Annotated in this window: 11 protein-coding genes; 8 read left to right on the top strand and 3 right to left on the bottom strand. The window is 74.8% G+C overall.

Annotation, left to right across the window (positions count from 1 at the left end; genetic code table 11):
- Nucleotides 1–240: 240 nt before the first annotated feature.
- Entirely contained in the window at nucleotides 241–1,488 is a 1,248-nt protein-coding gene (locus FGG90_RS11500; RefSeq protein ID WP_133065135.1) for a chymotrypsin family serine protease, read from the top strand.
- 84 nt (nucleotides 1,489–1,572) lie between these two features.
- Here FGG90_RS11500 and FGG90_RS11495 read toward each other — a convergent pair whose 3' ends face one another.
- Entirely contained in the window at nucleotides 1,573–2,331 is a 759-nt protein-coding gene (locus FGG90_RS11495; RefSeq protein WP_094127008.1) for a copper homeostasis protein CutC, read from the bottom strand.
- A 157-nt stretch (nucleotides 2,332–2,488) separates the two neighbouring features.
- Between FGG90_RS11495 and FGG90_RS11490 the strand changes: the two genes are divergently transcribed.
- Genes FGG90_RS11490 through FGG90_RS11470 form a run of 5 tightly spaced genes read left to right on the top strand, consistent with a single transcriptional unit; the run spans nucleotide 2,489 to nucleotide 7,973 of the window.
- Entirely contained in the window at nucleotides 2,489–3,775 is a 1,287-nt protein-coding gene (locus FGG90_RS11490; RefSeq protein ID WP_165771368.1) for an extracellular solute-binding protein, read from the top strand.
- Nucleotides 3,776–3,782: 7 nt separating this feature from the next.
- Complete coding sequence (locus FGG90_RS11485; protein ID WP_237583346.1) at nucleotides 3,783–4,745, top strand: carbohydrate ABC transporter permease; 963 nt, start codon at nucleotides 3,783–3,785, stop codon at nucleotides 4,743–4,745.
- Nucleotides 4,742–5,677, top strand: coding sequence for a carbohydrate ABC transporter permease (locus FGG90_RS11480; protein ID WP_094127012.1), 936 nt, complete (start codon nucleotides 4,742–4,744; stop codon nucleotides 5,675–5,677). The genes FGG90_RS11485 and FGG90_RS11480 overlap by 4 nt, the downstream gene beginning before the upstream one ends.
- Nucleotides 5,674–6,678, top strand: coding sequence for an ROK family protein (locus FGG90_RS11475; RefSeq protein ID WP_210433033.1), 1,005 nt, complete (start codon nucleotides 5,674–5,676; stop codon nucleotides 6,676–6,678). Before FGG90_RS11480 ends, FGG90_RS11475 begins: the two co-directional genes overlap by 4 nt.
- A complete protein-coding gene (locus tag FGG90_RS11470; protein WP_210433034.1) occupies nucleotides 6,675–7,973 on the top strand; it encodes an ROK family transcriptional regulator in 1,299 nt (432 codons plus the stop codon). Before FGG90_RS11475 ends, FGG90_RS11470 begins: the two co-directional genes overlap by 4 nt.
- Before the next feature lie 22 nt (nucleotides 7,974–7,995).
- Here FGG90_RS11470 and FGG90_RS11465 read toward each other — a convergent pair whose 3' ends face one another.
- Nucleotides 7,996–9,492, bottom strand: a complete 1,497-nt coding sequence (locus tag FGG90_RS11465) for a M81 family metallopeptidase (protein ID WP_094127016.1) — start codon at nucleotides 9,490–9,492, stop codon at nucleotides 7,996–7,998.
- Between the two features lie 199 nt (nucleotides 9,493–9,691).
- On the opposite strand from FGG90_RS11465, the gene FGG90_RS11460 reads away from it, so the two are divergent.
- Nucleotides 9,692–10,552 carry a sugar phosphate isomerase/epimerase family protein gene (locus FGG90_RS11460; RefSeq protein WP_165771369.1) on the top strand — a complete coding sequence of 287 codons (861 nt, stop codon included), beginning with the start codon at nucleotides 9,692–9,694 and terminating at the stop codon, nucleotides 10,550–10,552.
- Nucleotides 10,549–11,703: a Gfo/Idh/MocA family protein gene (locus FGG90_RS11455; RefSeq protein ID WP_094127020.1), complete on the top strand. Its 1,155-nt coding sequence runs from the start codon at nucleotides 10,549–10,551 to the stop codon at nucleotides 11,701–11,703. The genes FGG90_RS11460 and FGG90_RS11455 overlap by 4 nt, the downstream gene beginning before the upstream one ends.
- Nucleotides 11,704–11,713: 10 nt before the next feature.
- On the opposite strand, the gene FGG90_RS11450 is transcribed toward FGG90_RS11455, so the two are convergent.
- On the bottom strand, nucleotides 11,714–13,531 hold the full coding sequence (locus FGG90_RS11450; RefSeq protein ID WP_094127022.1) for a RecQ family ATP-dependent DNA helicase: 1,818 nt from the start codon (nucleotides 13,529–13,531) through the stop codon (nucleotides 11,714–11,716).
- Nucleotides 13,532–13,634: the final 103 nt, after the last annotated feature.

Genomic DNA, 13,634 nt, shown 5'->3' with positions numbered 1-13,634 from the left:
GGGCGAATGCCGTCGCGGCCTCCCCCGGATCGCCCCGAATTGGGGGTCCGGTCGTTTCCGCATGCATTCCGGGCCCTCCGCACCACGCAAGTCCTCATAAGCGAGGACACACGCGGGCGTGCATTGCCTGTACTCGGGAGAGCGCCTCCGAGCGCGTCACCGACCGGCTCTCCGGAGGTGCACGATGAACGAGGGGCGCATTTCGCGCGACCATTTCCACACGAATGAAGGAGTTCGCGAATGCGTCACAAGAGGATAACGATCACGGCGGCCACGGCCGTGATATTGGGAGTGACGTCCCTGAGCCCGGCATTCGGCGCCCTGCGCCCGCAGGTCGATGTCGAGCAGCCTGTCGCGGCTCCCCTCTCCGACGCCGCCGCCGAGGCGATCGATGCGGCGCACATCGCCGAGCAGACCGGGCGGCCCGTCGAGGAGGTGCGCGCCGAGCAGCACCGCGACGTGCTCTTCGGCCAGGCCCTCGCCACCCTGCAGGGCGTGGACGGCTTCGCGAACGCCGGCAAGGACGCCACGGGTCCCGGGTACTGGGTCGCCTTCACCGAGCCGGTCGCCGCCGCCGCGCTCGCGCCGCTCGGCGAGCTCGCCCCCGACGTCCGCACCACGACCGACGCGCCCCTCACCGCCGAGGAGCGCAGCACGGCCGTGGCCGCCGCCGCGCAGGCCGTGCAGGCCGAGCTCGGCGCCGAGAGCGTCGAGGCGAGCATGAGCGAGGACGGCACGACCGTCACCGCGGCCGCCGTGCTGCCCGACGCATCCGCGTCCGCCTCCGCTTCCGTGGATGTCACCGCCGCGGCGCAGGCCGGGACCGACCGGGCCGAGGCCGCCGTCGCCCAGGCCGCGACGGTCCCCGTCGAGGTCGCCCTCACCGACGAGGACCCGAGCCAGGAGGTCCTCTCCGGCGGCACCGCGCTCGGCATCGGGAACACGCAGCAGCTCGCCTGCACGGCCGGCTTCACGGTCCGCAACGCGCGCACCGGCGCCACCGGCCTGATCACCGCATCGCACTGCCCGGACGACCTGAACTACGAGTCCCGCCAGATCCTCACCTTCGAGGGCCACGGCGACAGCGGCCAGCTCGACGAGCAGTGGTTCAGCTCCTCGGAGTCCGTGCACAACGAGTTCATCAGCCAGAAGGCCGGATCCACGCTGATCCGCCGCAAGGCCACCGCCGTCGCCGCGCCCTTCGTCGGCATGAACGTCTGCAAGTACGGCACCGTCACGGCCTACGGCTGCTCGCAGGTCATCAACGGCCCGACCACCACGGTCAACGCGAACGGCGTCACCTACGCGAACCTCTGGCAGGTCGACGGCTACATCACCCAGGAGGGCGACAGCGGCGGCCCCTGGTTCTACGGCAACACCGCGTACGGGATCCACTACGGCAACATCCCCCGCGGCGGCGCGGACCGCAGCGCCTTCACCTCGATCACGGCGATCGAGGCCGCGACCGACCTGCGCGTCCTGCGCTAGCGCCCGTCGGGGGAGGGCGGCGCCCCGCCCTCCCCCGTCGGCAGTGTCCCCCGGGGCTGCTCGACGTGCGCGGAGCCCGCCGCGCTACGACCGGGCCCTCGCCCCCTCCCGCGCCGCCGCGACCGCCGCCGCCACGATCCCCCCGTCGGCCACGTCGTGCGCCGCCTCGCCGCCGCTCGGGCCCACGCGCGTGGCGCTCACGCGCCGCCGGGCCGAGAGGTGGATCGCGTCGACGCCCGCCCGCACGAGCCCCGGGATCGCGTCGACCGTCACTCCCCCGCCGGCCTGGATCTCGATCCGCCCGTCGGCGCGCGCCACCAGCTCCGCGAGCGCCGGCACCGCGTCGCCCGCCCGCGCGGCGCCGCCCGACGTGAGCACGCGGCCGACCCCGGCGGCGAGGAGGGCGTCGAGCGCGGCCTCCCGGTCGTCGACGGCGTCGATCGCCCGGTGGAACGTGAAGACGGCGTCGCCCGTCGCGTCGACGAGCCGGGCGAGGAGGTCCCGGTCCACCCGCCCGTCCGCGGTGAGCCCGCCGGAGACGATGCCCGCGGCCCCCGCGGCGAGCGCCGCCCGCACGTCGCGCAGCATGACGGCGCGCTCGTCGGCGTCGTGCACGAACCCGCCCGGCCGCGGCCGGATCAGCACGTGCACCGGCAGCCCCACGGCGACCACGGCCTCCACTAGCCCGATGCTCGGGGTCACGCCGCCCGTCGCGGCGAGCGCGGAGCACAGCTCGACCCGGTCGGCGCCGGCGCCGCGGGCGGTGCGCGCGGAGGCCGCGTCCTGCACGGCGATCTCGACCGCCACGCGTCGATCTCGGGACGGGTCGGCCGGTCGCGTCATGGGCCCATGGAAGCACGGGCATGCGGATCCGCCCGCGCCGCAGATGAAGAACATGTTTATGCAGGCGCGATTTAACACGGCGCGTGCCTGCGCGGGGCCCGGCGCTCGCACCATGGGGTCCACCCGAGCCCGCATCGCGACCCCCAGGAGACACGTCATGGCCGACATCACCCGCCGTACCGCCATCGGGCTGGGAGGCGCCTTCGGGCTCACCGCCCTCCTCGCCGCCTGCGCCTCCGGATCCGGCGGCGGGGGCGGCCCCGCCACGGCCGACCTCCGTGTCTGGATGATGACCGACTCGGTCTCCCAGGAGGCGCGCGACTGGCTGAAGAAGGCGTTCGAGGAGCAGCACCCCGGATCCACGCTCACGATCGAGCTGCAGGTGTGGGACGGCATCGTCTCCAAGCTCCAGACCTCGCTCGCGAGCGCCGACTCGACCCCCGACATCATCGAGCTCGGCAACACGCAGGCCCCCACGTTCTGCGCGGTCGGGGCCCTCACCAGCCTCGAGGACATGAAGGAGGAGCTGGGCGGCGCGAGCCTCACGCAGTCGCTCGTGGAGCTCGGCTCGCACGACGGCCAGATGTACGCGGCGCCGTTCTACGCGGGCAGCCGCCTGTTCTTCTACCGCAAGGACATGTTCGAGGAGGCGGGCGTCGCCGTCCCCACGAGCATCGAGGAGCTCACCGCCGCCGCCGCGGAGCTCCAGGCCGCGCACGCGGGCGACCCGTCGTTCTCGGGCCTGTACCTGCCCGGCATCTCGTGGCAGTCGGCGCTCGCGTGGCAGTTCACCGAGGGCGGTCGCCTCGCCGAGCAGGACGGCGACACCTGGAAGGGCTCGCTCTCCAGCCCCGAGAGCCAGAAGGCGTTCCAGGCGCTGCAGGAGATCTGGAAGACGGGATCCACCGCGGGCGGCGTGACCGACAGCGAGGTCTCCGAGAAGCCGTGGGTGCCGTTCAACGCGGGCGAGACCGCGATGTTCTTCGGCTTCAACTGGCACCTGGCCAACATCGACCAGGCGCTCGTGGACGCCGGGAACGTGGGCTACTTCGGCTTCCCGGCCGCGGCGGGCGGCGATGCCGGCCACCCGTTCGCGGGCGGGTCCAACGTCGCCATCTCGGGCCGCTCGAAGAACCAGGACCTCGCCAAGGAGGTCATGAGGCTGATCTTCTCCCAGCCCTTCCAGGAGTACTTCGCCAGCGTCGGCGGCTGGGTCCCCGGCAACCTCGACTACGCCGGCGCGCTCGGCAGCGACGAGCTCGCCACCCTCACCACCGAGGCCGTGCGCAACTCGGTCGGCACGCCCGCGGCGCAGAACTGGGCGCTCGTGGAGGGCGCGCGCGTCATCGACGACTTCTACGTCGCGATCGCGGCCGGCGGCGACCCCGTCGCGCTCGCGTCCGCCGCCGACGCCAAGCTCACGAGCCTGCTCGGATCGGCGTGATCCGCCCGTGAGCGCCGTCCTCAGCACGTCCACGTCCACGCCGTCGCCCGCGCCGGCCCTCGAGGCGCCGCGCAGCCCGCGGGCCGAGCGCCGGCTCGCGTGGGCGCTCGTCCTGCCGGCCATGGCGATCGTCGCGGTCGGCCTGGGCTATCCCCTCGCGCGCCAGGTCATCATGTCGTTCCAGCGCTTCGGCCTGGCCCAGCAGTTCGGCCAGGCGCCGGAGATGGTGGGCTTCGCGAACTACGCGCAGGTGCTCGGCGACCCGGCCTTCTGGGCGTCGCTCGGCCGCTCGGTGGGCTTCTGCCTGGCGTGCGCCGCGGCGACCGTGGTCATCGGCACGGCCGGCGCGATGCTGCTCACGCAGGTGCGCCGGTCCATCGCCGTGGGCGTGCAGATCGTGATGCTCGTGGCGTGGGCGATGCCCGTGCTCAGCTCGCTGCAGGTGTTCCAGCTGCTGTTCGACCCGCGCAGCGGCGTCGTCGGCTGGACCCTCGGGAAGCTCGGCGCCGAGGGCATGGTCGGCTACAACTGGCTCTCGGACCCGGTGACCTTCTTCGTGGTCGCGGGCCTCCTCATCACGTGGATGAGCGTGCCGCTCGTGGTCTTCATGGTCTACGCCTCGGCGACCCAGCTCGACGAGTCGATGATGGAGGCCGCCCAGCTCGACGGCGCCGACGGCCGCCAGCGCTTCGTGCACATCGTGGCGCCGTCCGTGGCGCCGGTGCTCCTGCTCGTGAGCCTGCTGCAGGTGATCTGGGACCTGCGGGTGTTCACGCAGATCCACATCCTGCAGCAGAGCAGCGGCATCACCGACCAGACCAACGTGCTGGGCACGTTCGTCTACCAGATCGGGCTCTCCGGCGGGAACTACGGCGTCGCCTCGGCGGCCGCCATGGTCATGCTCGCCGTGAGCCTGCTGCTCACCTGGCGCTACATCCGCGCGCTGCTGACCGAGGGGGACGCCCGATGACCGCCACCATCGCCCGCACGTCGACCGGGGCCGCCACCGCGCCCGCGGGGTCGTCGAGCGCCGCGCCGCCCGCCGCTCCCGCCGCCCGCGCGCCCCGCGCCCGCCGCCGCCGCTCGCCCGCCCGCATCGCGCTCGACGTCGTCGCCGTCGCGTTCGGCCTGGTCTGGCTCTTCCCCGTCTACTGGATGGTCGACGCGGCCTTCCTCACCCCCGAGCAGCTGTCGTCCCGCACGCCCACCTGGCTGCCGATCGGCGGCACGGGCGAGCACTTCGCGCGCGTGCTGGGCGACGCCCGGTTCTGGTCGGCGCTGCGGATGAGCACGCTCATCGCGCTCGTCGTGGTCGCCGGGTCGCTCGCGTTCGGCGTGGTCGCGGCCTTCGCGCTCAGCCGGTTCCGCTTCCGCGGGCGCACGTCGATGATCGTGGCGGTGCTCGTGATCCAGATGATCCCCGCCGAGGCGCTCTTCATCTCGCAGTACCGCATGCTCGACGGCTGGGGCCTGCTCAACTCCGTGCTCGGCCTGAGCATCCTGTACCTCGCCGCCAACGTCCCGTTCACCATCTGGGTGCTCAAGGGCTTCGTCGACGGCATCCCCGTGGAGCTCGAGGAGGCCGCCATGCTCGACGGCTGCAGCCGCGTCGGCGCGTTCCGCCGGGTGACGCTGCCGCTGCTCGGATCCGGCCTCGTCGCCTCCAGCATCTTCGGCTTCCTGGCCGCGTGGAACGAGTACACGCTCGCGCTCGTGACGCTCTCCGCCGACGACAGCCGCACGCTCCCGCTCTGGCTGCAGGGCTTCCGCGGCCAGATGCAGGAGACCGACTGGGGCGGCATCATGGCAGGATCGACGCTCATGGCGCTCCCCGTCGTGATCCTCTTCCTCATCGTGCAGAAGCGCATGGCGACGGGCCTCACCGCGGGCGCGGTCAAGTGACGGCCCACCCGCGGCTGGAGCTGCGGGTGCCGCGGCCCGTCATCGCGTTCGACATCGGCGGCACCGACGTCAAGATCGCGGTGGTGGACGCCCGGGGCGAGGTCGTCGAGGCCCGTTCCGTGCCCACGCCCCGGCACGACGCGGCGGCGCTCGTCGCCGCCCTCGCCGCCGTCGTCGCGGAGGCCGCGCGCGACCACCCGCACGCCGCCCCCGCGGCGGTGGGCGTGCACGTGGCCGGCGTGGTCGACGACGACCGCGGCGTGGTCGTGCTCGCCGAGCACGTGGGGCTCCGCGACGTGCCCATGCGCGACCTGCTCGCCGCGGCCACCGGGCTCCCGGTCGCGTTCGGCAACGACGCGCGCGGCGCCGGCGTGGCCGAGTTCGAGATGGGCGCCGCGCGCGGGGCCCGCGACGCGGTCGTGGTGAGCATCGGCACGGGGATCGGCGCGGCCGTCTTCGTCGACGGCCGCCTCTACACCGCGGGCGGCCGGGGCGCGGAGATCGGGCACATGCGCACGACGCCCGTCGGGTCCACCGCGGGGATCCGCTGCGCGTGCGGCGGATCCGGGTGCCTCGAGACCGTGGCCTCCGCGAAGGGCGTCGCCGACGCCTACGCGCGCGCCACCGGCGGCACGACGACCGAGGGCGGCGCGGCGCGCGTGTTCGCGGCGGCGGCCGACGGGGACCCGGTCGCGCGGCAGGTGGTGGACGCGTGCATCGACGCGCTCGCGCTCGCCTTCGCGCAGCTGACGGCGATCCTCTCCCCCGAGGTCGTGGTCGTGGCCGGCGGCCTGTCGCGGGCGGGCGAGCAGCTGCTCGGGCCGCTGCGCGAGCGGCTCGACGGGCTCCTCACCTTCCAGCGCCGGCCGCTCGTGGTCGCCGCGCGCTTCGGCGGGCAGGCCGGCGTCATCGCATCGGCCCTCATCGCAGGGCGGCTGCCGGCCGACGCCCGCGTCGGGGACCTCACGGGCGCCGCGGCCGGCCGGGACGCGCCCGCGTGACCGCCCCGCCGAAGGGCCCGCCCGGCGCGCTCGGCCCGCTCGGCGCGCTCGGCACGCCCGGCGGACGCGTCCCCGAGCGCCTCCTCGGCGGATCCCGGCTGCCGCCGCCCCCGCGGATCCGGCGCGCGACCCCCGACAGCGAGATCGCGGGGGAGACGGCGTCGGCGCTGCTGTACATGATCGCCACCGGCTCGGCCACGAACCGCGCCGACCTCGCCCGCACGCTCGGCCTGCCGCCCTCGACCATCACCGGCAAGATCACGCAGCTGCTGCGCGCCGGCCTCGTCGAGGAGCGCGGATCCGGCGACCCCACGGGCGGCCGCCGCCCCCGCGTGCTGCACCTCCGCGACGACGCCGGCGTGATGCTCGCCGCCGACCTCGGCCGCAGCCACGCCCGCCTGGCGCTGCTCAGCATGTCCGGCACGATCGTCGACGCGCGCACCATCCCGATCGACATCGGCGCGGGCCCCGACGGCGTGCTCGCGCTGGTCGCGGAGGCGCTGCGCGCGCTCGTCGCCGCCCACGGGGACCCGGTGGTCCGCGGCGTCGGCATGTGCCTGCCCGGGCCGGTCGACACCGCGCGCGGCATGGTCGAGTCGCCCGCGTCGATGCCGGGCTGGCACCGGTTCGACGTGGTCGGCTGGCTGGAGGAGGAGTTCGACGCCGTCGCGGTGGTCGACAACGACGCCAACATGATGGGCCTCGGCGAGCACGCCACCCTCGACCGGCGGGCGGCGGGATCCCGCGTGCGGGTCGGCAGCCTGCTGTTCCTCAAGGCGGGCGCGTCGGTCGGCTGCGGGATCGTCATCAACGGGCACGTGTACCGCGGCGCGACCGCGCTGGCCGGCGACATCGCGCACGTGCGGGTCGCGGCGGCCGCCCAGATGCCGTGCAACTGCGGCAACACCGGCTGCCTCGAGACGATCGTGGGCGCCAACGGCATCGTCGCGGGGCTCCGGTCCTCGGGCGCTCCCGTGCGCGACCTCCCGGAGGTGGTGCGGCTCGCGCACGACGGCGATCCGCGCGCCACCACGCGGCTGCGCCAGGCCGGCCGCACGGTGGGCGACACCCTCGCGGCCGTCGTCAACTTCTTCAACCCCGAGGTGGTCGTGATCGGCGGGATGCTCTCCACGGTCGAGCCGTTCGTCGCGGCGGTCCGCTCGCAGCTCTACGAGAGCTGCCATCCGCTCGCGACGACGGCCATCCGCATCCAGCAGAGCGAGGCCGGGGTGGACGCGGGCGTGCTCGGCATCGGCCAGCTCTGCCTCCGGAAGGCGCTGGCGCGGCTGTACTGAGCGGGCGGGCGGGCGCCCCGCCTCAGCGCACGCGCGTCAGCATCCGCGCCGAGAGGTCGGGCGTCTCCGTCACCTCGTCGAACGGCACCATCGGCCGGATGATCCGTCGGTGCGGCAGCCGCGCGATGTCCTGGTCGACCCCGCCCGGCGTGAGCGCCATCATCCAGTCGGCCGCCATCGCGTGCAGCTCGGGCTCGAGGTAGCCGATCTTCACCACCACCACGTCGGCCGCGCGCGCGTCGATGCCGTTCCGCGTGAAGTCGCCCTCCAGGTGGTACGGCTTCCGGCGGGCCGTGAGGATCACGCGCAGGCCGCCCACGCGCACCACGACCTCGACGTCGGCGGCCGGATCCCCGTGCGCGATGTGCTCGACCGTGCCGCGGAGCTCTGCCGGCGGCGCGACCGTGTCGTCGACGAGCGCGCCCGCGCGGAGGTCGACGGCGCCGCCGACGCCGGCCGCGACGCACGCCGCGACGGCCCCGGGATCCGGGATCGACGCGTAGACCGCCTCCACCTCGCCGGACGCGATCTCGGGCCGCGCGACGAGCGCCCGGAGCGTGCCCGTGGCGTCGCCCGCGCCGCCCGCGGTGGGGTTGTCGCCCGAGTCGCTGATGAGGAACGGCCGGGCGTCGCTCGCGACGGCCGCGTCGAGGCACGCGTCGAGCGTGCCGACGGGCGCGACGAACGCGAAGTCGTCCCGCACGCGCCAGAGCTCCGCGGCGAGCTCCTCCGCGGACGCCGCCACGACCGCGGCGTCGTCGCCGGTCACGACCACGGCCGCGTGGTTGCGCGGCTCGTCCGCCCAGGCGTAGCCGATCCAGATCCCCGCGTCGATGACGCCCTCGCGTGCCGTGATGCCGGGGATCCGCCCGTACAGCCCCTTGGCGGGCTCGTCGCGCGTGCTCGTCCTCTCCCCCGGCAGCAGGATCGGCACGGGCACCCACGCGGTCGCGACCGGCTCGTCGCGCCGCGGCCCCGTGAGCCGGTCGACGAGGTTCCGCACGGCCCGCTCGACCGTCTCGAGGGCGTCCTCGTGCGGCGCCAGGCGGTAGCAGGTGATGAGGTCGACGGCGCCCGCGAGCAGCGGCGTCACGTTGCCGTGCAGGTCCATGGTCGCCGAGATGAGCGCGTCGGGGCCCACCATCTCGCGGATGCGGGCGGCGAGCGCGCCCTCGGGGTCGTCGGTCCCGATCACGCTCATGGCGCCGTGCACGTCGTAGAGGACGCCGTCGACGGGGCCGTCGTCCGCGAGCGAGCGCTCGAGCGCGCCCAGCATGTCGTCGAGGATCGCGCGGTGGTCCTCCGCCGGCACCGGCCCGCCCGGGATGGCCCGGAAGTGCGGCAGCGCCGTCCAGTCCGCGCGCTCGCGCAGCGGCGTGCCGGGCGCGAGGAACGGGCGTCCCGCGAGGTAGGAGTCGCCCTCGGTGCGCACGAACTGGTCGACGCGCGTCACGGCCGGCGAGTACACGCTGGCCTCCAGCGACATGCCGAGCGAGACGATCCGGGGACGGTGCGGCATGGGTCCTCCTCCTCCGGCGCGGGCCGCGGGCGCCGCCCTCCCGCCGGGTCCCCCTCACCATATGGACCCGCGCGCGGCCGCCGGCGGGCCCGCGGTTACGGCTCCGTTAAACCGGTCGTGCAGGAACGCCGCGACCCCCGGGCCTCCCTACCGTGGGGGCACGGTCGACCGCCCGGCGGCCGCGGAAGGAAGGCCGCCCATGCGCTTCGGCGTCAGCTCCTACACGTTCGCCCCGGCCCTCGAGGCCGGCACCCTGACCGTGCCCGACGTCGTCGACCTCGTGGCCGACTCCGACGCCGCCCACCTGGAGATCTCGATCGCCGGGCTCGGCAGCGAGCTCGTCGACGACCCGGAGCTGGTCGCCGCGATCCGCGCCCGGGCCGACGCGCGCGGCGTCGTGCTCGCGAACTACGCGGTCGGCGCCGACCTCCGGGGCCCCGACCTCGACGGCGAGGTCGCCCGCCTGCACGAGCACCTCCGCGTGGCACACGAGCTCGGGATCCCGCTGCTCCGCCACGACGTCTTCGCGTGGGGCTGGCGCGAGGCCGACGACGCGGAGTTCGAGCGCGCGCTGGCGACGATCGTGCCCGTGTGCCGCGCCCTCGCCGACCACGCCGCGACCCTCGGCATCGCCACCACCGTCGAGAACCACGGCATGAGCATGAACGCGAGCGACCGGATCCTGCGCCTCGTCGAGGCCGTCGACCGCCCAGCCTTCCGCGTCACGCTCGACGTCGGCAACTCGCTCTGCGTCGACGAGGACCCGCTCGACGCCGTGCCCCGCCTCCTCCCGCACGCCGCGGTCGTGCACCTCAAGGACTTCGACGTGCGCGACGTGCCGCCGGACGACACGTGGATGACGACGCTCGGCGGGCGCGGGATCCGCGGCGCCGTCGTCGGCTCGGGCGACCTGCCGCTCCGCGAGCTGCTCGGGCTCGTCGCCGCGTCCGGCTTCGACGGGCCGGTGTCGATCGAGTTCGAGGGGCTCGAGGATCCGATGACGGGCTTCACCCAGGGCCTCGCCGCCGCGCAGCGCCTCGCGGCGGAGGCCGTCCGATGAGCGCGACCGACGCATCCGGCCTCGCTCCCGCGACCGCGCCCGTGCGCGTCGGCGTCGTGGGCGCCGGCACGATCGCGGGCCTGCACCTCGCGGCCTACGCCCGGAACCCGGACGTGGTGGTCGCGGGGATCTGCGACATCGACGGCGAGCGCGCGGCGGCCCGCGCATCCGAGCACGGGGCCGCGCTCGTCTCCACCGACTTCCGCGCGTTCGTCGCCGATCCCTCGATCGACGCCGTCAGCGTCTGCACGCGCAACGACACCCACGCCGAGGTCGCGATCGCCGCGCTCGAGGCCGGCAAGAGCGTCCTGCTGGAGAAGCCGATGGCCGTCACGGTCGCACAGGCCGAGGCCATCGTGGCGGCGGAGGCGGCGAGCGCCGGATCCGTGCAGGTCGGCTACGTGCGCCGCCACTCCTCCAACGCGGTCACCCTCAAGCGCTTCGTGGACGCGGGCGACCTCGGTCCCCTCTACTACGCGAAGGCCGTGTTCCTCCGGCAGGCCGGCGATCCGGGCGGCTGGTTCTCGAACCGCTCCGTCTCCGGCGGCGGCCCGCTCATCGACCTCGGCGTGCACTTCCTCGACATGGCGCTCTGGCTCATGGGCTTCCCCGAGCCCGTCGCCGTGACCGGGTACGCGTTCCACCGGCTCGGCAGCCGCGGCAACATCCGCGGGCTCACGCGCTACCTCAGCGCCGACCAGACGCCCTCCGACGACCCCGTGGAGGACCTCGCGGGCGCGCTCGTGCGCTTCGCGGACGGCGCCGTGCTCTCCATCGAGACCTCGTACTCGCTGCACGGCCGCGACAGCCAGTCGTTCGAGGTGTTCGGCGAGCGCGGCGGGGCGACGCTCGAGCCGGAGCTGCGGATCACGACGGAGCTGCACGACACCGTGGTGGAGATCGCGCCGAACATCGACGCGCTGTCCTTCGACCTCGACGAGGGCTTCCAGGTGGAGATCGACACGTTCGTGCGCACGGTGCGCGGCGAGATCCCGTCCGTCGCGCCGGCCGCGCACGGGCTGCACCTCGCCCGGATCCTCGAGGCCGTCTACGCGTCGGCCGCGAGCGGGCGCGAGGTGCGGCTGGACGGCCACCCGGCTGGGCTCGGCGCCCCGGACCCGGACGCGACGGTCGCCGACGCCGCCGCCTGACCTCCGCGGATCACGCCGGCTGCAGCAGCTCCCCCTCCGCCACGAGCTTCCGCGACAGCACGCGGTACCCCTCCTTCTCGAAGAACACGGTGATGCGGTCGTCCTCAGCGCTCATCACGGTGCCCGGCCCCCACTCCGCGTGGGTGACGGCGGACTGCGGCGAGAACGGGTCGGCGGCGGAGGATGCCGCGGGAGCGTCGACGTCCGCGGCCCCCGTCCCCATCGCCTCCTCGTGCGCGTCGTCCGCCTCGAGCCGGTCGCACGCGTCGCAGTTCCCGCAGCGCTCCGGCGACTCCTCGCCGAAGTAGCCGAGCAGGAACTGGCGGCGGCACTGCTGCGTCTCGGCGTAGCCGCGCATCATCTCCAGGCGCGAGACCTCGATGCGCTCGCGCTCCTGCGCCACCTCCTTGGCGCGGGACGCGGCCTCGCGCGGATCCAGCTCCTCGCGCACGAAGGCGCCGTCGCGGTCGGACCCGAGCACGCCCGCGTCCACGAGCAGGTTGAGGACACCGCCGACCGTGCGCGGCGACATCCCGGCCCGCTCGGCGACGGCCGCCGGGCGCACGGGCCCGTCGACGCCCGCCACCGCGACCGCCGCGTACACGTCGCGGAGGCTCGCGGGCCGGGGCGTGCGCGCCGCGAAGAACCGGCGGAGGCCGAGGTCCTCGGCCCGGTAGTGCAGGATCCCGACCGCCGGCTCCCCGTCGCGCCCCGCGCGCCCGACCTCCTGGTAGTACGCGTCGACCGACTCGGGCGGCGCCGCGTGGATCACGTACCGCACGGTCGGCTTGTCGATCCCCATGCCGAACGCGCTCGTGGCGACCACCACGTCCACGTCGTCCTCGTGGAACGCCGTCTGCACGCGCTCGCGCTCGGCCGCCGGGAGGCCCGCGTGGTACGCGTCGACGCGGAGGCCGGCCGCGCGGATCTCGTCGGCGTAGTCCTCGGCGTCCTTGCGCGTCGCGACGTAGACGAGGCCCGGCTGGGTCTGCTCCATCACGTGCGCGACGATCGCGCGCCGCTTCTCCGCCTCCTCGGTGTGCCGCCGCACCTCGAGCCGGATGTTCGGCCGGTCGAAGCCGCTCGAGAGCACGAACGGGTCGCGGAGGCCGAGGCGCTCCTCGATCTCGACGCGGATGGGCGTGGACCCGGTCGCCGTCATCGCGACGGTCGGCGGGTGCCCGAGCGCGTCGACCACGCCGCCGAGCCCCAGGTAGTCGGGCCGGAAGTCGTGGCCCCACGACGCGACGCAGTGCGCCTCGTCGATCACCACGAGCGACACCCCCCGCGCCACGAGCCGCGCGACGACCTCGTCGCGCGCGAGCTGCTCGGGCGTGAGGAACACGATCCGCGCGCCCGGCTCCTCCACGGTCGCCCATGCCTCGTCGAGCGCCTTCCCGCGGATGGTGCTGTTGATCACGCGCGCGGGCGGCGCGGCCGGCGCGTCCTCGAGGTTCTGCACCTGGTCGGCCTGCAGCGCGATGAGCGGCGAGACGACGACGGTCAGGCCCTCCATGAGCACGGTGGCGACCTGGTAGATCGCGGACTTGCCGTAGCCCGTGGGCATCACGACGAGCGCGTCGCGGCCGCGCACGAGCGGGCCGATGGTGCGCACCTGGCCGTCGTGCAGCTCGTCCCAGCCGAAGGACTCGCGGGCGACGCGCAGGGCGTCCTCCGGCTCGGGGCCCGGCGCGGGCTCCGGGACGAGGGCCGGATCCGCGGCGGGGTCCTGCGCGTCGGCGGGCCGGCCCTCGGCGGCCTCGGTGCGGTCGTCGGTGCGGTCGTCGGTCGTGCGGGTGGCGCCCTCTGCGGCGCGGTTCTGCTTCACCTCCCCACTGAACGCCGGAGGTCGAGCAGTGCCCAGGTGCGCGCATCCGCTCTCGGCGGACCGTCACCCTCCCCGGCGTCCGGGCGCGCCGCGACGCATCCCG

Origin of the sequence: Clavibacter michiganensis subsp. tessellarius (genome assembly GCF_021922985.1) — a bacterium.
Lineage (GTDB): Bacteria > Actinomycetota > Actinomycetes > Actinomycetales > Microbacteriaceae > Clavibacter > Clavibacter tessellarius.
The sequence above is the reverse complement of the archived record's forward strand: the minus strand, read 5'-3'. Positions and strand labels throughout refer to the sequence as shown.